This window comes from Aeromonas bestiarum (assembly GCF_028751155.1).
GTDB classification, from domain to species: Bacteria; Pseudomonadota; Gammaproteobacteria; order Enterobacterales; family Aeromonadaceae; genus Aeromonas; species Aeromonas bestiarum.
Genome location: NZ_CP064746.1, coordinates 3,961,628 through 3,982,691 on the forward strand (window position 1 = coordinate 3,961,628; position 21,064 = coordinate 3,982,691).

Consider the following 21,064-nt stretch of genomic DNA (forward strand, 5'->3'; position numbering starts at 1 on the left):
GCTAAAACATACCGCAAAAGATGCAGCAAAACGCGTTCGAGTGTACCCTGCGCAGAGCTTTTTTCACCAATGCAGATCAAGACAGAGCCACAGCCATGCAAGATCCCGAGCGTCAGAACGCACATCAGGCGCCATCCCTTGAGCAAAGCGGCCTCACGCCCGACCTGATGCGTCAAACCCTGTTGGCCCGCATGGGCATACAGAGCTGGCAACTGCGCCGCCCGGCCCTGCTGAGGGCCCATGCCGCCCCAGGCCACCAGGAGGCCGCCGAGCCAGCCCCTGCTCGGGATCTGCCCTCCGTCGAACTGGCCCAGCCTGAACTCGACACGCCGCCGGCCGGCAAGCTCTGGATCCTGGCCCCTCGCCTGCCCGCCCCGACCCTGCTGGCGGATCTCTGCCAGCTGCTCGGCATAGGCGTCGACGAGGTGACGCTGCTGACCATGCTGCCCGCCGGGCACAAGCCCCCCCAGCTCTGGCTGGAACGGGCCGACCCCGCCTGGCCCGATGCGCTGGTCTGCCCGCTCACGCCGACACCGGCCCAGAAACGGGCACTGTGGCAGCAACTCAGATCGCGCCTCGGTTAAGCGACCCTGTCGCCCGGATCTGCCCCCTTTCCTTCCGCCGCCCCGACCCGGAGCCACCATGCCTGAGTTTCGTCCCCTGCTCGAGACAGATTTCGAGCTGATTTACCCCATAGAACAGGCCGCCCACAAGGAGCCCTGGAGCCAGGCCAACCTGATCTCCTGCTTCGGGCCGCGCTATCTCAATGGCTTGATGCTGCTGGATGGCCGCCCCGCCGGTTTCTACATCTCGGATCTGGTGGCGGGCGACAGCTCGCTGATGAACATCTGCGTGCACCCCGACTGTCAGGGCAAGGGGCTGGGACGGGCGCTGCTGAAGGCCTATCTGGCCCGCAGCAAGGCGAAGGGGGCCGAGGCCTGGTTCCTGGAGGTGCGCGACAGCAACAAGGCAGCCATCGGTCTCTACGAGAGCGAAGGCTTTGCCGAGTATTGCCGCCGCGCCGATTACTACGGCACCGGCCAGGATCGGGAAGACGCCGTGCTCATGTCCCGCCTGTTCGACTTCGGCTAGCCCGCCTCCTACAGCAATGGCGCATTGTCGAGGGCCGGATCCTGCAGGCTCTGGGTGGTGTGCAGCACGGCGTCGAAGCCGGCCGCCGACAACGGCATGAAGAAGCCGCGCCGCCAGGTGACGCCCGGCATCCAGATCTGCTGGAGATCCACCGCTATCTTGATGGGCTTGAGCGGTTCCCCCGGCTGCTGCACATAGATGCCGGGCGGGGTCGCCACCTGCGGGAAGCGGCGCAGTATGTGCTCGCTGCCATCCCCCGCATCCGGGTTGAGCCGCACCTTGACCAGCCTGGCCAGCACGGGCTCCATCTCCTCTGACTGCCACAATGTGGCGTCCAGTCCTTTGCAGCGTCGGCACTTGGCGCGCTCGATCACATAGAGCAGCGGATACCCCTTGTGCAGGGCCAGCTGCTGCGCTTTGGCGTATCCGTCAGCGCCTATCAGCCAGGGGTTGTCTTGCTCGCTGGCCATATCCCCCAGCGCAAACCAGAGCCCGCCGGCCCCGGCCAGCAACAGCAATGCCCCCGTGACCACGCCCTTGATCCCGACACTCATTGTTCACCCTCCCTGAATGGCTCCTCTTGGTCATCGACCATCATGCCTCAAGCTCGCCCGGATTGCTGACTTTGTGATCCAGGACAAACAGCGCACACTTGTAAGCTGTAATCTTAGAGTTTAAACTCCAGCGCGATTTTTAGTGCCCCTGCGGGCGTACAACTGTTACTTGAGGATGTTTGACTGATGCCGAAACTCCATCTGGTTCAACTGATGCGTGAACGTATCGCCCGGCTTGGCAACAAGGCCGCCCTGCGCGTACAACAGGATGGCCAGTGGCGTGCCATCGGCTGGCGAACCCTGGGACAGGCCATGGACTACTGTGCCCAGGCGCTGATCCGTGCCGGCCACCAGCCCACCGAAATGGTGGGTCTCTATGCCCGCAACATGCCGGAGTGGACCCAGGCCGATCTCGGCATCCTGGCCGCCCGCGGCGTCAGCGTGCCCATCTACCCCACCAGCACCCTTGAGCAACTGCGCTATATCGTACGCGACGCCAACATAGGTCTGCTGTTCGTCGGCGAACAGGCCCAGTTCGATCAAGCGCTCACCCTGTTGAAGGATGGCGAGATCCGCCAGATCGTCGCCCTCGATGGCAAGGTCAACCTGCGTGACTGCCCGGCGGCCAGCCACTTCCAGGCTTTTCTGGTCTCCGGCAACCATCAGGCCAGCGAGCAGGAGTTGCGGGTACGGGAAACCCAGTACCGGATGGACGACCTGCTGACCCTGATCTACACCTCGGGCACCACGGGTGAACCCAAGGGGGTCATGCTCGATTTTGCCAACATCGCCGCCTGCTTCGAGATGCACAACAGCCGCCTGGACCTCAACGAGCAGGATGTGTCGCTGTGCATGCTGCCGCTCAGCCACGTGTTCGAGCGCGCCTGGACCTACTACGTGCTCTACTGCGGTGCCGAGAACGTCTATATCCGCGATCCGCAGAAGGTGATGGATGTGATCGGCGAGGTGCAGCCGACCGTGATGTGCGCCGTGCCGCGCCTCTACGAGAAGGCCTACGCCATGATCCAGGCCAAGGTGGCTCAGGCGCCACGCCTGCGTCGTGCCCTGTTTGGCTGGGCCACCGGCGTCGGCAAGCAGCTGGTCGCCAGCCGTCAGGCCGGCAAGGCGACCTCGCCGCTGCTCTACGCCCAGCTCTGGCTGGCGGAGCGACTGGTGTTTCGCAAGCTGCGCGCCCGCTTCGGTGGTCGCACCCGCTTTCTGCCGGTGGCGGGCGCCCGCCTCGCCGACGACGTGAACTTCTTCTTCCAGGCCATGGGGCTCAACCTCAAGTACGGCTACGGCATGACAGAAACCACGGCCACCGTCTGCTGCTACGAGGACCACCAGTTCAAGCTGGGCTCCATCGGCACTGCCCTCAGCGGCATAGAGGTGAAGCTGGGTGAGAGCAACGAGCTGCTGGTGCGCTCCCCGACCGTGATGCGCGGCTACTACAACAAGCCAGACGCCACCGCCGAGGTGATGACCGAAGACGGCTTCCTGCGCACCGGCGATGCGGGCGAGCTCGACGGCGACGGCAACATCTACTTCACCGAACGCCTCAAGGAGCTGATGAAGACCTCCAACGGCAAGTACGTGGCACCGCAACTGGTGGAGGGGACCATAGGCAAGGATCGCTTCATCGAGCAGATCGCCATCGTCGCCGATGCCCGCCACTTCGTGTCGGCGCTGATCGTGCCCTGCTTCGAATCGCTGGAGGAGTACGCCCGCTCCATCAACCTGCAATACCAGTGCAAGACCGAGCTGCTGCGCAACTCCCGGGTGATGGAGTTCTTCGATGCCCGCATCCAGGATCTGCAAAAGGAGCTGGCCAAGTTCGAGCAGGTGAAGAAGTTCACCCTGCTGCCGAGCGCCTTCTCCATGGAGCTGGGGGAGATCACCCCCACCATGAAGCTGCGCCGCAAGATCATCGAATCCAAGTACCAGAGCGAGATCGAGGCCATGTACAACCATGTCTGAGCGTGCCCACGCCTGACATGAAAAAGCCGCTTCAAGAGCGGCTTTTTGCTGTGTGCTTGCCACTCAGGGCAGCTTGACCAGCGGCTGCTCGCGCAGCTCTGTGGGACGGCCGGCCTGGATCTTATCCACCTGGGCCAGCGCCTGCTTCACCTCCTCCCCATTGCGCAGCAGGCGATAGGTCAGATCGAAGGTCTTGGTCTCCCCCGGCTGGATCTTGGGTACCAGCCCCAGCGGACGCTGGTACTTGGTGCTGTAGGCATAGCTGGTGCCGGGCTCGATACCCGTCACATAGCCCTGGGCCCGGGTATCGGTGTTCTTCCACAGGGTCAGCACGGGCAACTGGTGCGTGTTGTAACCCACAGCCACGCCGGCGCTGCCCTGCCGGTTGTTCAGCACCGCCAGGGTATTGCCCTCGGCGTCGCTGTAGGGCACCAGATTGAACACCATCTCATCGAAGCCCTTGGTCGGCCCCAGATAGGTTTGCCAGCTCTTCAGCCCCGCCTTGGCGTAGTCATTGAACGGGGAGATCTGCTTCACCGGGGTGCTGACGCGCGCCCCCTCCTCCAGGATCGGCGCCCCGAAGTTGCTGTGATAGATGATCTGGTACTCGTTCTCGTAGTCGGCGTGGTTGGTCAGCTTGTCCTGCAGGGCAAACTCCGCCTGACCGGGCACTACGCTCAGCTGGGTCCAGGTGACCAGCTCGCTCATCTTGAAGGTGCGCTCGTCCACCCGGCCCAGCACGTGAATGGCATAGGGCAGCTCCTCGTCTATGGTCACGCTGACCACGGACGCCGGTATGTTCTGCACCCGGCCGTGCAGGCTCTTGAGGCGACCGTCGTCGTCGACTCCGGGGTGACCGGTCCACTCGTAGCCGCAACGCACCAGCATCTCGTTGAAGCCATCGAGCCAGCCGAGACCGGCGCGGCTCTCCAGATCGATGAAGGCCGGGTTGACCACCTCCTTGACGGGGGAATCCCAACCTAGGCGCACATCGGCCCCCTTGACCTCCTTGATCCCCATGCCGCGGGTCGGCACCAGGGTAATCTTCATCACGCCGTTGTCGACGATCAGCAGATCCACCCCCTCCTGACGCCCGCCGTGCAGCCGCTTCTTCTCGACGGAGAAGGGCACAGGGCTCTTGATCCCCAGCTTGTCGCTGCTGATCTTCCAGTCCCCCACATCCAGCCCCTGCTGGGAGTCGGTCAGCAGAAATTCGGCGGCCTGGCCCGAGCTCGCACCCAGGGCGAGCAGTACGGCAATGGAGAGTCTCTTCAACATGGATTTATCCTCGTGTCTCTTGTTCTTGTGAATGGTTTTTGTGAAAGCTGAATCGTTTCAGTTGTCGTGACGTTAGGCGTCCACGGCGCAAGACTCAAGCCGAAAAAGAGGGAAATGTGAGCGGATTGACAATAAAAGCCCCACCCGCCCTGCTGAAGTGAAGGCTGACTCACACTTATTTTCGGGCGCCATTTTCGAACGCTCTGGCCACGGAAATACGCCGGGGAGAGGCGGGAAAGACGCAATAAAAAAGCCGCTCCAGGAGCGGCTTGCGGATCGAAAGGCGGACGGATCAGGTCGTGGTCTGGCGGGTACCGAAGTAGTCGGCCAGGAAGTCGTCGAACGACAGGCTGTCGCTGCGCTCCCGCTCCCGCTGCTTGGCGAGGGATTCCCGCGCCTCGGCGGCGAAGTAAGCCTGGTCCCAATACTGCAGCTCGCCGGCCAGCATCTCTTCCCGATAGCGGCTCGCCAGCTCGTCGCCGAAGCAGCCGTTGTCCTGGCCGCTTTCCAACAACTGCTTGAGCAGGCGGGCCGAGTAGGTCAGCTCGGGGTTGAGCAGCTTCTCGCGGTGCATGGCCAGCGTCTCGCGGTAGCGGTTGCGGCCACAGCAGCGATCCAGCAGGGAGGCCACCTGAGCCAGCTCGTCAAACAGCTGGAGCCCGTACTCCTTGAGGCCGATGGCATTGCCCTGCTCGTCTTCAAGCTCCAGGCAGGGGCGACGCCCCTCCAGCACCACCTTGTTCTGGTTGCGGCGATTGCGGGCAATCTCCTCGTCACCCAGCACGGGAGACGGGCGCAGCAGGCACCAGACCAGGAACAGATCGAAGAAGCGGATCTGATCCACATCTATGCCGAACGGGGTGAAGGGGTTCACATCCACGGTGCGCAGCTCTATGTATTCGATGCCGCGCTGCTCCAGCGCATCCGAGGGTTTCTCGCCGCTGCGCGGGGTGCGCTTGGGCCGGATCGGGGCGTACAGCTCGTTCTCCAGCTGCAGCACGTTGTCGTTGAGCTGACGGTACTCGCCGTTCACCTTGACCCCTATCTTGGCAAACTCGGGATCATGGGTGCTGATGGCGCGGCGCAGGCTGGCCACATAGGCGGGCAGGTTGTCATGGCTGATGTTGAGCTTGCTCTGGGAGCTGCTGGTGTAGCCGAGATCGGACAGGCGCAGCGCGGTGGCATAGGGCAGATAGAGGGTGCCCTTGCCGGTCTTCTGGAACGGCAGGCTGCTCTTGCGCCCCTTGAGGAAGGAGTCGCAGATGGCCGGGGAGGCGCCGAACAGATAGGGCACCAGCCAGCCGAAGCGGTAGACGTTGCGAATAAGCCCCATGTACTTGTCGGAGATGAAGCGCTGGCTGCAGCAGCCCTCGCACACCAGATCCTGCCACTCGCTCCAGAAGCTGTCCGGCATGGAGAAGTTGAAGTGCACCCCGGCGATCACCTGCATCAGGCTGCCATAGCGGTTCTTCAGCCCCTGCCGGTAGAGGGTCTTCATCCGCCCTATGTTGGAGCTGCCGTACTGGGCCAGCCGTATGCTCTCCTCGTCGCCGACGAAGCAGGGCATGGAGAGCGGCCAGATGCGCTCGTCACCGAGATGATGGATGGCGTGGCGATGGATGTCGCCCAGCTGTTCGATCAGGCTGTCGATGGAGTCGGTGGCCGGGGTGATGAACTCCAGCAGGCTCTCCGAGTAGTCGGTGGTGATGTTGGCATGGGTCAGGGCCGAGCCCAGACTCCTGGGGTGATCCGTCTGGGAGAGGGTCCCTTCCGGCGTGATGCGCAGACATTCACGTTCGATCCCGCGCCGGATCCCCTTGAGGGCAGTCAGCCGTTCCGGCGAACCCAGGGCGGTCAACAACTCGGTGAGTGACAAGCTAGTAGTAGTCATATTCACGGCTCATGTGTGGCCGCCCCACAGGGGGGCGGCGCTATTTTTATGAAGCGCCCTCAGGGCAGCTGCAGCGGATAGATGGGAAGATGAAGCTCCTTCAGGGGTTTTTCAAGCTTTTGCTTGTCACCCACCACCACAATCACCATGTCGGCCGGATCGAGCCAGCGGGCGGCGCTGGCTTTGAGCGCCTCGGGTGACACCGTTTTGATCAGCTGATTCTGGGCCTGCACATAGTCCGGCTTCAGGTCATACATGATCATCTGCAGCAGGAAGCCTGCCTTCTGGCCAAGGGTTTCGTATGAGAGCGCATCCTGCTGAGAGACGGCGCTGCGCATGTAGGCCAGCTCCACCGGGGTCGGGCCGGTCGCGCGGTAGCTGTCCATCTCCTTGAGGAACTGACGGATGGCATCCACGGTCGCATCGGCCCGCACATTGGCGCCGGTGGCAAAGGTACCCACCTCGCGATTGGCGGAGAAGCCCGAGCTGGCCCCGTAGGTGTAGCCCTTGTCTTCGCGCAGGTTGAGGTTGATACGGCTGTTGAAGTTGCCCCCCAGGTTGAAGTTCATCAGCCCGGCGGTGAAGTAATCCCCCGTGGTATCAAACGCCATGGCGCGACGACCGATGCGGATCACCGACTGGGGCGCCCCCGGCTTGTCCACCAGATAGATACCCGGCTTGGCCTGCTCACCCTTGGGCTTGAGGCTGCCGAGTACCGGCGTGGCGCCCTTCCACTGGGTCAGGAAGCCGAGTTGATCCTCCACCTGTTGCTGAGCCACATCCCCGACTACCACCACCTTGGCGTTGGCCGGGTTGTAGTAGTTCTGATAGAAGCGCTTCACGTCCGCCAGGGTCAGTTTCTCGACGTCGGCCAGCACACCGTCACCCGGTTGACCGAGGCGGTTCTGCTTGCCATAGACCAGCTCGCGGAACGCCTGGCCTGCCAGCCACTCCGGCTGCTGTTCGCTCTGTTTCATGCCTTGCAGCATCTGCGCCTTGACCCGCTCGAAGTCCGCCTCCCGCATGCCGGGCCGCTCGAACACCTCGCGCACCAGCGCCAGGGTCTGGGGCAGCTTGTCGGTCAGGCTGCTGATGGTGACCAGGTTGCTGTACTGGGCACTGGAGACGCTGACGCTGGAGCCGAGCTTTTGCAGCTCGTCGCTGAGCTGGGCCTCGGTCAGGCGCACCGAGCCCTGTCCCATCATGCTGGCGGTGAGGCTGGCGAGCCCCAGCTCTCCCTTGCCTTCGGCCCGCATGCCGCCCGGCAGGGCGACCATGATGGAGACGGCCGGGATCTCGTCACTCTGGGTGCCGATGATCTCGATCCCCTTGTCGAGCTTGCCGTGCCAGATGGCGGGCACCTTGACGCTGACCGCATCCGCCGCCTTGGGCTGCACGCTGCGATCGAAGTTGTCCTTGACCGGGCGCAGTGCCAGCGGCTCCCCATGCTGGCTGTAATCGGGCAGCTCGCGCTTGGCAGGGGTGAAGTTCGGCTTGGTCACCTGCCAATCCGTCTTGCCCTTGGGCACCACGCTCAGCACCACCGCCGGCTTGTCCACGATGAACTTGTCATAGGCCGCCTTGACCTGCTCAGGGGTCACCTTGCCGATGGCATCCAGGCTCTTGAACACATAGTTGGGATCCTGGGCGAACACCTGGCCCATGGCGAGCTGGCTCACCTTGCCGGAGACGCTGTCCAGACCCCAGATGGCCGAGGCGCGATAGCTGCTGATGGCCTTTTCCAGATCCTCCGGCTTGAGGCCGCGACCGGCAAACTCGCCGATCACCTTGTCCACTTCCCCCTTGAGGGTCTTGAGGCTGCCATCCACCGCCGGGTTGGGGTAGGCGTAGACAGTCAGGGTGCAGGCCAGCTCCTCGCAGTAGTGGGAGGCGCCCACGTCTATGGCCTTGCCGGTTTTCACCAGCGACTGGTAGAGCATGGAGCTGGCGGAGCCGCCGAGCACGTCGGCAAACATGTCCAGCGCCGGCTCCTGCGGATCGCCGAGGGCGACGGTCGGGTAGCTGATGTAGAGCAGCGGCAGATGGACCTTGTCCTCCAGCGTCACGTAGCGGGTCTCGGGCAGGCTCACCGGCTCAGGGGTCGGCTCGGCCACGTCAGGACCGCGCGGGATGGAACCGAAGTACTGCTCGATCCAGGCCAGCGCCTGTTTGGTATCGAAGTCGCCACCCAGGGTCAGGGTGGCGTTGTTCGGGCCGTACCAGCGCAGGAAGAACTGCTTGAGGTCATCCACCCCGACCCGGTCCAGATCCTCCACATAGCCGATGGGCTGCCAGGAGTAGGGATGGGTGCGCGGGTAGAGCGCCTCCCCCACCTTCTCGCTCACCAGGCCATAGGGCTGGTTGTCGATGCGCTGGGCGCGCTCGTTCTTGACGGTGGCGCGCTGGATCTCGAACTTCTTCTGGCTCACCGCATCGAGCAGGAAGCCCATGCGATCCGCTTCCAGCCAGAGCACCTTCTCCAGCTGATTGGCCGGCACAGTCTCGTAATAATTGGTGCGATCCTTGTTGGTGGTGCCGTTCATGTCGCCACCCGCCTCGTTGATGATCCTCATATGCTCCTGATCGCCAACGTGTTTTGAGCCCTGGAACATCATGTGTTCGAAGAAGTGGGCAAACCCGGACTTGCCCACCTGCTCGCGGGCCGAGCCCACGTGATAGGTGACGTCGAGGTGCACCAGGGGATCTGACTTGTCGGACGCCAGGATCACGGTCAGACCGTTGTCCAGCTTGTACATCTGGTAAGGGATGCCGAGCTTGCCCTCTTCCTTGACCTGCTCCGACACCAGGGTGGGGGCTGCCAGCACGGGCAGGGTGAAGCCCAGAAGAAGACTTAATGGAATGAGTTTGTTCACGGTTACCTCGTGAGTGAAGAAAGGGGCTAGAAAATGTGACTGGCCAACAGAAAAACCAGGGCATAACGCAATAATTTGCCGAGCCCGATCAGGATGAGAGAGCGCCAGAAGGAGAGACGCAGCCAACCGGCCAGCAGACAGAGGCCATCACCGACCACTGGCGTCCAGGCCAGCAGCAGACACCAGTGACCATGTTGTTTGAGCCAGCCGAGGGCTTTTTGTTCCCCACGGCCTTGAAAATCTTCCGGTTTTTTCTTGAAGGTGGCGAGCCAGCCGAGCCACCAGGTGGTCATGGAGCCCAGGGTATTGCCCAGCGTCGCCCACAGCAGCAGGCTGGTCATGCTCCACTCACCCTTGGCCGCCATGGCCCCCAGCAGCACTTCCGAGCTGCCGGGCAGCAGGGTGGCGGAGGTGAAGGCGCTCAGAAACAGCCAGCCCAGCCCCATCTCGGCAATACCAGTCATCCGGGCTGGCCATCGGCGGCAGGCATGCGCAGCACCAGCTTGCCACGCACATGGCCCTGTTCGATGACCTGATGGGCCAGCGCCCCCTCGGCCAGGGCAAACTCGCCACCGACCGTGATGTGCACATCCCCCTGGCGCAGCAGGATCAGCATCTGGGCCAGCTGTTTGCTGTCGGGGTGCACCAGCATGCCGAGCACCTCTATGCCGGCATCGACCGCCGCATCCTTGATCTGCTGGGCCGTGATGGTGGGTACAGTCACCAGACGGCCACCGGGCTTGACGCAAGCCAGCGCCGCCTTGCCGCTCTCGCCGCCCACCAGATCCAGCACCAGATCGACCTGCCCACCCTGGGCCAGGATCTGCGCGACCCAGTCAGGGTCGTGATAATCCACAAGATGACCGGCCCCCAGGCCATGGAGAAAACCGTGATTGTCACGACTGGCCGTGGCGACCACCTCGGCGCCGTAAGCGCTGGCAAACTGCACCGCCAGATGGCCAACGCCGCCGGCACCGGCCAGGATCAGCACCCGCTGCCCGGCCTTGAGGGCACCATGTTCAAACAGCCCCTGCCAGGCGGTGAGACCGGCCAGCGGCAGGGCGGCGCCCTGCTTGAGGCTGATGCCATCTAGCTTGACCAGCGCCTCTGCGCTCACCACAGTGCTGTCGGCATAGGCGCCGCCCGCCAGCGGAAAGCCCACCATGCCGCACACTTGATCTCCCTCTGCCAGCGAGGTCACGCCTGGGCCCACCTTCTCAATCACGCCAGCCACATCATAACCCGGCGTCCAGGGCAGCTTGTCCTTGTTCTGGGCCGCCGCCCAGCCAAGGCCGGCCCGGGTCTTGGCATCGATGGGATTGACTCCCGCAAAGCAGATGCGCACCCGGACTTCCCCCTCGGCGGGCACCTTGCCCTGCGAAGGGTTGAGCTTGAGTACCGAGGGGTCGCCGAATGCGGTAATCTGTAGCTGCGTCATTGCACAATCCATCCTGTTGACTGATCAAGGGTCAACAGAATAACAGCGAGGACACCATGGCTCGAATGTTTCTTATTCCTCTGTTGCTGGCCCTGGGGTGGTGGGCGTTTCTGCTCTACTTCCGCATCCCGCTCAAACAGGGGGCCAAGGGGTTTTACTGGATCATCGGCATAGGTGGGGGGCTGGCCGCCTTCCTCAGCCTGATGATGGTGCTCACGCACTAGTGAACATAAATGGAGAAATCATGCTGACCGGACTGAACCACCTGACGTTGGCGACAGCTGATCTTGAGAAAAGCTTCGTGTTTTATGTGGGCCTTCTTGGGTGTCGACCCAGGGTTCGCTGGGCGCGTGGCGCCTATTTGACGCTGGGGGATCTATGGTTATGCCTCTCCTGCGACGCCCCCTCCCCCGCACAGGATTACACTCATATCGCCTTCACTATTTCGCCTGAGTCATTCACCACTTTCTGTGCCAACCTGCGCCAGGCGGGCATAGAAGAGTGGAAAAATAATAGCAGCGAGGGGGATTCACTCTATTTGAAGGATCCTGATGGCCATCGACTCGAGATCCACGCAGGCAACCTAGAAAGCAGGCTTGCCTCGCTGAGAAGCAAGCCTTATGAGGGACTGACCTGGTTCGAGTGAATCACGCCACGTTGTTTTCAATACGCAGGTGATAGTGGCGGTTGCTGCCCTGCCCCAGCACCCCCTGGGCCAGCAGATGCTGGAATACCCTGTCCACCTCTTCCAGCGACAGCGACAACGCCTCGGCTACCCCGCGCTTGCTGCATTTGAGCTCGCCGCTCTCCAGCACGGAGCGCACCTGGGCCACCACAGCGGGCTCGGGTTCCGGCTTGCTCACCACCGGGGGCGCAGTGATCGCAGCCTCCGCCTGCCGCGCCGCTGCCTGCTCCCGCGCCTGCTGCCACAGCCACATGCGGCGGAAGCGGTTCTCCTCGCCGATCAGACTGACGAAGAAGGCGCCAAACACATCCAGCAGCACCGAGAGGAAGCAGACCAGCAGAAACTGCACCTGGCTGATGCTCATGCCCACCCCGTCCGCCAGACTGCTCATCAGCCCCAGCATGGAGGACTGCTCATTGACCGGCTTGGCATCCCGCTCCTGGCGCAACTCATCCTGCTTCAACCTGAGCTTGGTATTGGCCTGCTGCAAGCCGCTGACGCCGCTGGAGATACGCGCCATCTCTATGTACTTGCGGGCAGCCTCCTCGTTGAGCTGGATCTGCCGCTCTATGCTGGCGATCTGCTCATCGAAGCGGGCCAGCTCCCGCTCGTGGCGCGCCTGCTGGCTCAGTATGGTGTTGGTGGCGCTGTTGATGCCGCCGATGCTGCCGCCGATGGAGATGGCGGCCAGCACGCTGTAGAACAGCAGCGACCAGAAGGCGCCGCCGAGATCGCGGCGCGCCTTGCACTCACCGTACTCGTACCAGACGTAGAACTTGCCCAGTTCGAAAATGATGGCCAGACCGCCGAACAGCCACTTCATCAGGGGGTTGTCGTCGATGGAGAGAAACAGCAACAGGGAGAAGACGATGGAGGCCAGAATGGCCAACCCGGTAAAACTGTACACCGTGGTCAGAGCGAACCACCCCTTGGGGTAGCGCAATATGGCAGAAGCCTGTGTATTCATGATGAAGTGGGGATACTGTGCAGGAAAAGTTGGCTGCCGATTATAGTCCCCCCATCGACAGAATGAAGGCTAATCGTTTGAATTCAATCAGATACTGCCCTGGATGGACAGGCTGCGACCAGATTGGGCAAATAGCCGCCACCGGCATGATGATGGCTCGAACCCAAGCTGCCAGCCTCGACGCAATGACAAGCGGGTCCGTCGCACCGAAGAAGCGGCGCAGCCTCTCTGGCAAGGTGGCGTGCCAAGCTGCAAAGCCGGCGCAGCCACAATGATGCTGGTTCCGTTCAGGTTAAGCCTGCACCTTCTAGACTGATAGCAATCACCCTGAATCCGAGGTCATCATGAATAAAACCGCCCTGCTGCTCTCCCTCCTGCTGGCCCATGGCGTGGCCTTTGCGGCGCCCTCCTTCAAGAACAACGATGGCGTCAAGCTCTCCACCGATGACATCAAGCTGGACATCAACTGGGATCAGAAAGAGTACGACTGGTGGCAGAACAACTGCCTGGATCTCGGCATAGGCGACAGCCGGATCCAGCTCAACTGCGACAAGGTGGATGGCAAGTATCGCGATCACTACAACCGCAGCATCCACAGCGGCAACAATCCGGGTCAGGGCCACAACAAGCAGAAGGGCAACGGCAACGGGAATGGGAACGGCAAGAAGAACTAGCCGGAACCACTGCAGACATCACACAGGGGCCCATGGCCCCTGTGTTCATTGGACTACCAGTAATTCTCCGCACTGATGTTGCCCGGCGCCCGCCGCAGGTTCTTGGCCAGCCCCAATGCCAGCAAGGTCTGTTGCGTCTCCTTCACCATGGCCGGATTGCCACAGATCAGCACCTGGCTCAGCTCGGGTGAAAATGCGAGCCCGACTCGCTCCTGCAGTCGCCCGTCGGCGATGGCCGCCGGGATCCGCCCTTCCATCGCATCGGGCCAGGCCTCGCGGCTGACGAAGGGCACGTAGCGAAAGCGCTCGCCGTGGCGTTCGGAAAAACCATCGATAAGCGCTCGGTAGCTCAGCTCCTCCCCCTTGCGTACCCCGTGCACCAGTACCAGGTTCTCGAAGCGCTCAAATGCCTCGCCGTCCGCCAGCATGGAGAGGAAGGGCCCTATGGCGGTACCTGTGGAGAGCAACCAGAGATCGCGGCCGGGCGGAAGCTCATCCAGGGTCAGAAAGCCGGTCGCCTGGGATTGCACCAGCAGAGTGTCGCCCGTTTGCAGGGAACCGAGGGAAGGCGTCAGCTCACCGCCCTGGATCTCGACGAAGTAAAACTCGTGGTAAGGCGCAGAGGGGGGATTGACGAAAGAGTAGGCCCGCTGGATGCGGCGCTCACCCTGCTCGAGGGCCAGCTTGGTAAATTGACCTGCCTTGTAGGGGACGAGTTCGGCCTCCACACGCAGGGAAAACAGGGTGGGGGTCCATTCGATGCGCTCGATGACCCTACCTTCGACCCAGGCTGCCATAAGGATCTCCTCCAGAGGAACAGAACCTCACTTTACCCTTTGATCCCAAAATAAAAAACCCGCGCAAGTGCGCGGGTTTTTCTGCAAAAGCGAAACGCTATTACAGGGCAACAACCTGAACTTGTACGGTTGCTTTGACGTCAGCGTGCAGCTGAACAACAACTTCGTACTCGCCGGTGTTACGCAGAACGTTGCCCATGCGGACCTCGCTCTTGGCAACAGCAACGCCGGCAGCAGTGATGGCTTCAGCCACGTCACGGGTACCGATGGAACCGAACAGCTTGCCTTCGTCGCCAGATTTGGAGGCGATGACAACAGCAGCCAGTTCACCCAGCTTGGCAGCGCGCTCTTCAGCGGCAGCTTTACCGGCAGCCAGTTTGGCTTCCAGTTCAGCACGGCGAGCATCGAAAGTCTCGATGTTGGCCTTGGTAGCCATAACGGCTTTGCCTTGCGGGATCAGATAGTTACGGGCGTAGCCAGCTTTAACAGCGACTTGATCACCCAGACCGCCCAGTTTGGCGATTTTGTCGAGCAGGATAACTTGCATTACCTTTCCTCTATAAAAGTTGAGTTAGGCTTAAGTGCCGGGCCGATTCTTACTTGTTGTGCAGATCGGTGTACGGCAGCAGAGCCAGGTAACGAGCACGCTTGATGGCGCGTGCCAGCTGACGCTGATACTTGGCGCGGGTACCGGTGATACGGCTCGGTACGATCTTGCCAGATTCAGTGACGTAGTTTTTCAGAGTAACGATATCTTTGTAGTCGATCTCGGTAACGTTCTCGGCAGTGAAGCGGCAGAACTTACGACGACGGAAATAACGTGCCATGGCCTTTATCCTCTATTCAGTGATCCAGAATTACTCTTCGGAAGACGCTGCTTCAACAGTATCTTCGCGGCGCTCGTCGTCACGACGGACGAAGCGCTCTTCCTTGGCCTTGGCCATCGGAGAAACTTCAGTCACGGCGTGCTTGGTGCGCATGATCATGTTGCGGATAACGGCATCGTTGAAACGGAAGTTGGTTTCCAGTTCATCGATAACGGCTTGCTCTGCTTCCACGTTCATCAGAACGTAGTGAGCCTTGTGCAGCTTGTCGATCGGGTAAGCCAGTTGACGACGGCCCCAATCTTCCATGCGATGGATAGTACCACCCGCGGTGGTGATAGCGCCGGTGTAACGCTCGATCATGCCGGGTACTTGCTCGCTCTGGTCCGGATGAACCATGAAGACGATTTCGTAATGACGCATTTTAGCTCCTTACGGATTAATTCAGCCTCCGCCCAGGTGCAGCCAGACCTCGGAGGCAAGGAACGTATGGTGTGTTTAGACACTGCTTTCTAGGGCGGCGTATTGTACGAAATCACATCCCTCACTGCAACTGGCCGCCACAGATGTTTTTATCTATGGGCATGATACAAAACATCAATTGATAATAATTATCATTTAGATCTATTCTATCTCCATAATCTTATGGAGGGTGATTCCATGCAACCCGCGCTGACCACGGCCATCTCGGCCCGCAAATTCAAACTGACCCTGCTTGGCCCCGCCTTTATTGCAGCCATCGGCTATATAGACCCGGGCAACTTCGCCACCAATATCCAGGCCGGCTCCACCTTCGGCTATCAGCTGCTGTGGGTGGTGGTGTGGGCCAATCTGATGGCCATGCTGGTGCAGACTCTCTCAGCCAAACTCGGCATAGTCACCGGCAAGAACCTGGCGGAGCACATCCGAGATCGGCTGCCCAAACCGGCGGTCTGGGCCTACTGGGTACAGGCGGAGATCATCGCCATGGCCACGGATCTCGCGGAGTTCATAGGTGCGGCCGTGGGCTTCAAGCTGCTGCTCGGCGTCACCCTGCTGGAAGGAGCCGGCATCACGGCCGTGGTCACCTGGGGCATTCTGATGCTGCAATCCCGCGGTCAGAAGCCGCTGGAGTTCGTGGTTGGCGGCCTCTTGCTGTTCGTGGCGGCGGCCTATATCGTCGAGCTGGTGTTCTCCCGCCCCCACCTGCCCAGCCTGCTGGAAGGCGCCCTCTTCCCCGGTCTGCCCAACAGCGACGCCGTCTATCTGGCCGCTGGCCTGCTCGGTGCAACTGTCATGCCTCACGTCATCTACCTGCACTCGGCGCTGACCCAGCACACCCAGGATCAGGGCACAGTGCCTCAGCGACTGCACACCACCCGGGTGGACGTAGCGATCGCCATGACCATAGCCGGCTTCGTCAACCTGGCCATGATGGCGATGGCGGCGGCCGCCTTCCACGGCGCCGGCAACCAGCCCGTGGCCGAACTCGAAACCGCCTACCAGACGCTCACTCCCTTGCTGGGGGAGGCTGCCGCCACCCTGTTCGGCCTGTCACTGGTGGCCTCAGGCATCTCCTCCACGGTAGTGGGTACACTCGCCGGTCAGGTGGTGATGCAAGGCTTCGTGCGCTTCACCATACCGCTCTGGCTGCGCCGCGCCATCACCATGGCCCCCGCCTTCGTGGTGATCGCCATGGGGCTCAACACCACCGAAATATTGGTGCTGAGCCAGGTGGTACTGAGCTTCGGTATCGCGCTGGCGCTCATTCCACTGCTGATCCTGACCGGCGATCGGGCGCTGATGGGCGAGTATCGCAACCATCCGGTGACCCAGGCAGTCGGTCGCCTTATCGTCGCGCTGGTGATCGGGCTCAACGCCTACCTGCTGGTTGCCATGATCTAGCGCTCACAACCCGCGATTCAGGCCGGCTCATTAACCTGGGTTAATGAGCCGGTCTGCACTTTGGCGTATGCTGCGGCTCTCTCTTCCTCTTCGATTAGCAGGAGCCATCCATGGAACATACCCGAGCCAGCTTCGTGCTGGGCCACCATCATGAACAGGCCAGCGTGCTCTTCTGCCAGAGCGGCGACACCAGCCTGCTGGTCACCGACCTCACTCCTTTCCACCCCCAGAGCCACCTCTGGCCCGATCAGCCAGGCGATGTGGGCACGGTTTGCTGGGATGACGGCGACGCCAGCTTGGGCCCCTGCCGCATGGGTGCCATCAGCCCGGAAGGCGAACTGTTCGTGGACACAGAGATTCCGGTCAAACGTGGCGCCGAAGGCTGGGCCTTCGTGGTGGTGCATCCCCTGGCAGGCCGGCACTCTCTGGCGGTGGGCTCACGGGTTGAACTGAAGGTGGATGCCACAGTCCGCCACGCCCTGAGCCTGGGCCACAGCGGCTGCCATCTGGCGGCGCTGGCCCTCAACCGGGTGCTGGTTCCCTACTGGCGCAAAGAGGTGAGCGAGCGCGACGCGCTGGATCAGCCCGACTTTGACCGCCTCGCCATCCAGACCTCGCGGGTCGAGCCCATGGGTTCCCAGGAGCAGTACCGCATCGGCAAGAGCCTGCGCAAGAAGGGAGTCAACAGCGAGGCGCTGCTGGCGGATCTGCCGCAGATAGAAGAGAGGATCAACCAGCAGCTGGCTGACTGGCTGGCGACTGGCGGCGAGATCCGCCGCAGCCGGGCCGGCGAGGCCATCATAGATTCGCGCTACTGGCACTGCATGCTTGAAGGTAAAGAGGTCACCATCCCCTGCGGCGGCACCCATGTCGGCACCCTGGCCGAGCTGGGCCAGGTTCGGGTGCAGCTCGCCCCCTGCGAGGAGGGCTTCACCCTGACGACCCGGGTCACTCCCTGAGCCAACCGTCAGGCCGGGGCTATCCCGGCCTGACCTCGTCACCAATCAGCCGAGGCGGATCAGCAAGATACCGCAGAGGATCACCAGCGCGGCCCACAGCCGTACCCGCCCCAGCTTCTCCCCCAGCCAGCCCCAGGAGAGCAGCACGGCAAATAGCACGCTGCTCTCGCGCAGGGCCGCCACCAGCCCGATGGGCGCCTGGGTCATGGCCCAGATGACGATGCCGTAGGCAAGCAGTGACAGGGCGCCGCCGAGGGCACCGGTACGCCATGCCGCGAGATCGAGCGCGCGCCAGGCGGTGCGGCTCTGCCAGCGCATCAGCAGCGGCATCATCAGCGCAGTCAGGGCAAACAGCCAGAGGGTATAGCGTATCGGTTCACCGGCCGAGCGGGCGCCAGCGCCGTCGGAAAGGGTATAGGCGGCGGTGAACAGCGCCGTGATCAGCACGGCCCGCAGGGCCGCAGGCGCCAGCCTGATACCGCCGCGCCAGGCCATCAACAGCACCCCGCTCACCAGCACCAGGGCACCCGCTACCGCCAGCCCACCGGGCACCTCCCCCAGCAGCAGGGCCCCGAGCAAGAGGGTCACCAGGGGGGCACTGCCACGGGCCAGCGGATAGATCTGGCCGAACTCCCCCAGTCGATAGGCCCGACCGAGAAACAGGCAATAGCCGCAATGCAGCAGGATGGAGAGCGCCAGCCAGGGGTATTCGGCAGCCACAGGCAACCCCACCAGCGGCAAGAAGGGGGCGGCAAACAGCCCGGAGCAGAGGGAGACCAGCAAGACGCTGACGCGCCCCTCGGCCTGGCGCTTGGCCAGCGCATTCCAGAGCGCATGCAGCAGCGCGGCCAGCAGGATGGCCGCAAAGAGGGTGGGTGTCACGATGGGGTTCCTGTCACTGAGAGCGGGACAGGCTAACCTATTTTCGGTGCAACAACCGGGATCGGCTTCATAAGCTGCTCATATGACACACCGGCAAGCAGCCGGTTTGTCATATGGAGGAGAGCGCGCTAGCGCAGGCGACGCTGCCAATGGATGGCCAGCAGGATAAAGCCCACCCCGACCCAGAGGTTCCAGGCCGGGATCTCGCCAAACAGCCAGACCCCCAGCAGCACCACGAACATCAGGCCGGAATACTCGGTCGTCGCGATGCGGTTGGCCTCGACCTGCCGATAGGCATAGATGCAACTGGCATGGTAGAGCAGTTGCATCACGCCGCTGCCACCGATCAGCGCCAGCAGACGCCAGTCCACCGGCTGCCATTGATTCACCGCCAAGCCCGCCGTCAGTGGCAATGCCAGCAGGTTGGCCCAGAACAGGGTCGCCACCACAGAGATACCCGCTGGCAACTTGCGGCCGGTCACGTTGAACAGCGCCAGGGTGAAGGCGGTCACCAGGGCACCCAGCCCCGCCAGATGAAAATCCCCCGGCTTGAGCACGAACACGACCCCGAGCAGCCCCATGCCTCCCAGCAACCAGACCCGGGAATTGATCTTCTCCTTGAGCAACCAGGCCGCCAGCGGCAGGGTCAGCAGCGGAGAGACATAGAAGATGGCATTGGCCGTGGCCAGCGGCAGCTGGGTCAGGGCCAGCATCATGCCACCCCCGCCGAGCAGGCAGAGGTGACCGCGCAGCAGGTGCCATTTCCAGGCACCCAGTCCCCAGGCTGCTCTCGGCACCCGCAGCATGAAGGGCAGCAACACCAGCAGGGTCAGCAGCTGGCGCAGGAACATGTATTGAAAGGGGCTGAAACCGGGGCCGATCAGCTTGACCAGCACATCGGAGAAGGCCTGGGCCAGATTGCCCAGCACCAGGGTGATGATGGCGAAGGTTTGCAGGTCCAGAGCGAACCGCTTGCGCAACAGCTCCATCAGCGACAGCCACTCGTGTGGCGAACGCATATAAAATGGCTCAACGGCTCAATCGCTGAATCTTGTTCTGTATTAATGGGGTAAAAAACCATTTTTAAACCTATCCATCAACGGTTGCCGATTAATCACTCAGAGGGTACCCAGTAACATGGCGGCGAGCACCCGTTTTCTTTACTACCTCAAGACATAATAATTTCATTGTTATGCCTAAAAGATATTAAAAGGAGGTCATGCCGATGTGGGGAATGTCATCTTCCAGATAGGGTTCGCCCACGGCGGTGAAGCCATGACGACCATAGAAACCCTGCAGGTGCGCCTGAGCGCCCAGATAGATGCTGACCCCGGGCCACAGTTGTTCGCATTCCAGCAGCGCCTGTTGCATCAACTGGTGACCCAGACCATCGCCTCTGGCCTCGGGCGCAGTCACCACCCGACCGATCACCACCTGATTCGCCTTGGCGACGCCGGGCGCCATCAGTCTGGCGTAGGCCACCAGCGCGCCATCCTGCCAGCCGAGCAGGTGCTGCACGTCGGGACGCTTGTCGACCCCGTCCAGATCGAGGAAGACACAGGTCTGCTCCACCACGAAGACGCGGGATCTCAGGGTGAGCAGTTCATAGAGTTCGTTGACGTCGAGTTGTTCAAAAGACTTGAGGGACCAGTTCATGGGGATTCCTTGCTCATGATGAGAAGGGCAGCATAGCCAGCCAGCAACGAGCTGGCATTAACCTTTGTTAAGATCCTTCAGCCGTTTGCGAATGCGGCTCAGGCTGATGGGGGTGATGCCCAGATAGGCGGCGATCTGGTGATCCGGCACCCTGGCGTCCAGCTCGGGAAAACATTGCAGGAAGTGCTGATAACGGGCCTGGGGGCTCTCGGTCAGCAAGAGCAACTCTTTCTCCTCCTTGATGCGTAGTTGCACCGCCAGCAGGTGGTGATACCAGGCGGACCAGCAAGGGAGCTGACGCAAGTCGCCGAGGTTGAAGAGTTGCAGCCGGCAGGGCTCCAGCGCCTCCACGCTATAGCGGGCAGGTTCACCACTGAGCAGATGGTGGAAGTCGATAAACTCGTCCCCCTCCCAGTAGAACTCCTTGATGTACTCACGGCCATCCGCCAGCACCACCTTGGCCCGCAGCAACCCCTGCTCCACCCTGACCAGCAGATCGGGTCTGTCGCCCGCATGCCAGAGACAGGTGCGGGGGCTCAAGGTCAACGAGCGGGCAAAAGAGAGGAGGCGCGTGGCCTCCTGCTCATTCATGACCCGATCCCGGCTGAACGGGGGTCTGTCCATCCCGTTCGC

At 62.0% G+C, this 21,064-nt stretch carries 23 protein-coding genes; 8 read left to right on the top strand and 15 right to left on the bottom strand.

Going from position 1 to position 21,064, the window contains the following annotated elements:
* The first annotated feature begins 95 nt into the window (after positions 1-95).
* On the top strand, positions 96-584 hold the full coding sequence (locus IU367_RS18210) for a hypothetical protein (RefSeq protein WP_420796487.1): 489 nt from the start codon (positions 96-98) through the stop codon (positions 582-584).
* 58 nt (positions 585-642) lie between these two features.
* Positions 643-1,092 carry a ribosomal protein S18-alanine N-acetyltransferase gene (gene rimI / locus IU367_RS18215; protein WP_274452664.1) on the top strand — a complete coding sequence of 150 codons (450 nt, stop codon included), beginning with the start codon at positions 643-645 and terminating at the stop codon, positions 1,090-1,092.
* Positions 1,093-1,100: 8 nt separating this feature from the next.
* Here rimI and IU367_RS18220 read toward each other — a convergent pair whose 3' ends face one another.
* Complete coding sequence (locus IU367_RS18220) at positions 1,101-1,646, bottom strand: thioredoxin domain-containing protein (RefSeq protein WP_274452666.1); 546 nt, start codon at positions 1,644-1,646, stop codon at positions 1,101-1,103.
* Positions 1,647-1,832: 186 nt separating this feature from the next.
* Here IU367_RS18220 and IU367_RS18225 point away from each other — a divergent pair, with 186 nt between their 5' ends.
* The gene (locus tag IU367_RS18225; protein ID WP_274452668.1) at positions 1,833-3,623 is read left to right on the top strand and encodes an AMP-dependent synthetase/ligase; all 1,791 of its coding nucleotides are present in this window, start codon (positions 1,833-1,835) and stop codon (positions 3,621-3,623) included.
* 63 nt (positions 3,624-3,686) lie between these two features.
* Here IU367_RS18225 and IU367_RS18230 read toward each other — a convergent pair whose 3' ends face one another.
* From IU367_RS18230 to IU367_RS18250, 5 genes are all read right to left on the bottom strand, one after another.
* A complete protein-coding gene (locus tag IU367_RS18230; protein WP_274452670.1) occupies positions 3,687-4,901 on the bottom strand; it encodes an aldose 1-epimerase family protein in 1,215 nt (404 codons plus the stop codon).
* 292 nt (positions 4,902-5,193) lie between these two features.
* Positions 5,194-6,792 (bottom strand): glutamate--cysteine ligase, encoded by a 1,599-nt coding sequence (gene gshA, locus IU367_RS18235; RefSeq protein ID WP_274452672.1) that lies wholly within the window; start codon positions 6,790-6,792, stop codon positions 5,194-5,196.
* A 59-nt stretch (positions 6,793-6,851) separates the two neighbouring features.
* Positions 6,852-9,665 carry a M16 family metallopeptidase gene (locus IU367_RS18240; RefSeq protein ID WP_274452674.1) on the bottom strand — a complete coding sequence of 938 codons (2,814 nt, stop codon included), beginning with the start codon at positions 9,663-9,665 and terminating at the stop codon, positions 6,852-6,854.
* A gap of 26 nt (positions 9,666-9,691) precedes the next feature.
* A complete protein-coding gene (locus IU367_RS18245) occupies positions 9,692-10,129 on the bottom strand; it encodes a YqaA family protein (RefSeq protein WP_043135490.1) in 438 nt (145 codons plus the stop codon).
* Positions 10,126-11,115 (bottom strand): NADP-dependent oxidoreductase, encoded by a 990-nt coding sequence (locus tag IU367_RS18250; RefSeq protein ID WP_274452677.1) that lies wholly within the window; start codon positions 11,113-11,115, stop codon positions 10,126-10,128. Before IU367_RS18250 ends, IU367_RS18245 begins: the two co-directional genes overlap by 4 nt.
* 44 nt (positions 11,116-11,159) lie before the next feature.
* Between IU367_RS18250 and IU367_RS18255 the strand changes: the two genes are divergently transcribed.
* Positions 11,160-11,327: a hypothetical protein gene (locus IU367_RS18255; protein WP_005308905.1), complete on the top strand. Its 168-nt coding sequence runs from the start codon at positions 11,160-11,162 to the stop codon at positions 11,325-11,327.
* A 20-nt stretch (positions 11,328-11,347) separates the two neighbouring features.
* Positions 11,348-11,749 carry a fosfomycin resistance glutathione transferase gene (gene fos, locus IU367_RS18260; RefSeq protein WP_274452678.1) on the top strand — a complete coding sequence of 134 codons (402 nt, stop codon included), beginning with the start codon at positions 11,348-11,350 and terminating at the stop codon, positions 11,747-11,749.
* Position 11,750: 1 nt separating this feature from the next.
* Here the strand turns inward: fos and IU367_RS18265 are convergent, their stop codons facing one another.
* Entirely contained in the window at positions 11,751-12,755 is a 1,005-nt protein-coding gene (locus IU367_RS18265) for a Preprotein translocase subunit SecY (protein ID WP_274452679.1), read from the bottom strand.
* A 344-nt stretch (positions 12,756-13,099) separates the two neighbouring features.
* On the opposite strand from IU367_RS18265, the gene IU367_RS18270 reads away from it, so the two are divergent.
* Positions 13,100-13,429 carry a hypothetical protein gene (locus IU367_RS18270; protein ID WP_274452681.1) on the top strand — a complete coding sequence of 110 codons (330 nt, stop codon included), beginning with the start codon at positions 13,100-13,102 and terminating at the stop codon, positions 13,427-13,429.
* 53 nt (positions 13,430-13,482) lie between these two features.
* Here the strand turns inward: IU367_RS18270 and IU367_RS18275 are convergent, their stop codons facing one another.
* From IU367_RS18275 to rpsF, 4 genes are all read right to left on the bottom strand, one after another.
* Positions 13,483-14,226 (bottom strand): ferredoxin--NADP reductase, encoded by a 744-nt coding sequence (locus IU367_RS18275; RefSeq protein WP_098980764.1) that lies wholly within the window; start codon positions 14,224-14,226, stop codon positions 13,483-13,485.
* 100 nt (positions 14,227-14,326) lie between these two features.
* Positions 14,327-14,773, bottom strand: coding sequence for a 50S ribosomal protein L9 (gene rplI, locus IU367_RS18280; protein ID WP_043135484.1), 447 nt, complete (start codon positions 14,771-14,773; stop codon positions 14,327-14,329).
* A 49-nt stretch (positions 14,774-14,822) separates the two neighbouring features.
* Positions 14,823-15,053: a 30S ribosomal protein S18 gene (gene rpsR, locus IU367_RS18285; protein WP_005313392.1), complete on the bottom strand. Its 231-nt coding sequence runs from the start codon at positions 15,051-15,053 to the stop codon at positions 14,823-14,825.
* Positions 15,054-15,083: 30 nt separating this feature from the next.
* Positions 15,084-15,473 carry a 30S ribosomal protein S6 gene (gene rpsF / locus IU367_RS18290; RefSeq protein WP_005313395.1) on the bottom strand — a complete coding sequence of 130 codons (390 nt, stop codon included), beginning with the start codon at positions 15,471-15,473 and terminating at the stop codon, positions 15,084-15,086.
* A gap of 237 nt (positions 15,474-15,710) precedes the next feature.
* On the opposite strand from rpsF, the gene IU367_RS18295 reads away from it, so the two are divergent.
* Together IU367_RS18295 and IU367_RS18300 are read left to right on the top strand one after the other, a co-directional pair.
* Positions 15,711-16,934, top strand: coding sequence for an Nramp family divalent metal transporter (locus IU367_RS18295; protein ID WP_274452684.1), 1,224 nt, complete (start codon positions 15,711-15,713; stop codon positions 16,932-16,934).
* Positions 16,935-17,044: 110 nt separating this feature from the next.
* Positions 17,045-17,893: an alanyl-tRNA editing protein gene (locus IU367_RS18300; RefSeq protein ID WP_274452685.1), complete on the top strand. Its 849-nt coding sequence runs from the start codon at positions 17,045-17,047 to the stop codon at positions 17,891-17,893.
* Positions 17,894-17,938: 45 nt separating this feature from the next.
* On the opposite strand, the gene IU367_RS18305 is transcribed toward IU367_RS18300, so the two are convergent.
* From IU367_RS18305 to IU367_RS18320, 4 genes are all read right to left on the bottom strand, one after another.
* Positions 17,939-18,775 carry a DMT family transporter gene (locus tag IU367_RS18305; protein WP_274452686.1) on the bottom strand — a complete coding sequence of 279 codons (837 nt, stop codon included), beginning with the start codon at positions 18,773-18,775 and terminating at the stop codon, positions 17,939-17,941.
* 128 nt (positions 18,776-18,903) lie between these two features.
* Positions 18,904-19,764, bottom strand: a complete 861-nt coding sequence (locus IU367_RS18310) for a DMT family transporter (RefSeq protein ID WP_172955202.1) — start codon at positions 19,762-19,764, stop codon at positions 18,904-18,906.
* Positions 19,765-19,981: 217 nt separating this feature from the next.
* Positions 19,982-20,431: a GNAT family N-acetyltransferase gene (locus IU367_RS18315; protein WP_274452687.1), complete on the bottom strand. Its 450-nt coding sequence runs from the start codon at positions 20,429-20,431 to the stop codon at positions 19,982-19,984.
* A gap of 57 nt (positions 20,432-20,488) precedes the next feature.
* Positions 20,489-21,055: a Crp/Fnr family transcriptional regulator gene (locus tag IU367_RS18320; RefSeq protein ID WP_241325756.1), complete on the bottom strand. Its 567-nt coding sequence runs from the start codon at positions 21,053-21,055 to the stop codon at positions 20,489-20,491.
* Positions 21,056-21,064 lie beyond the last annotated feature (9 nt).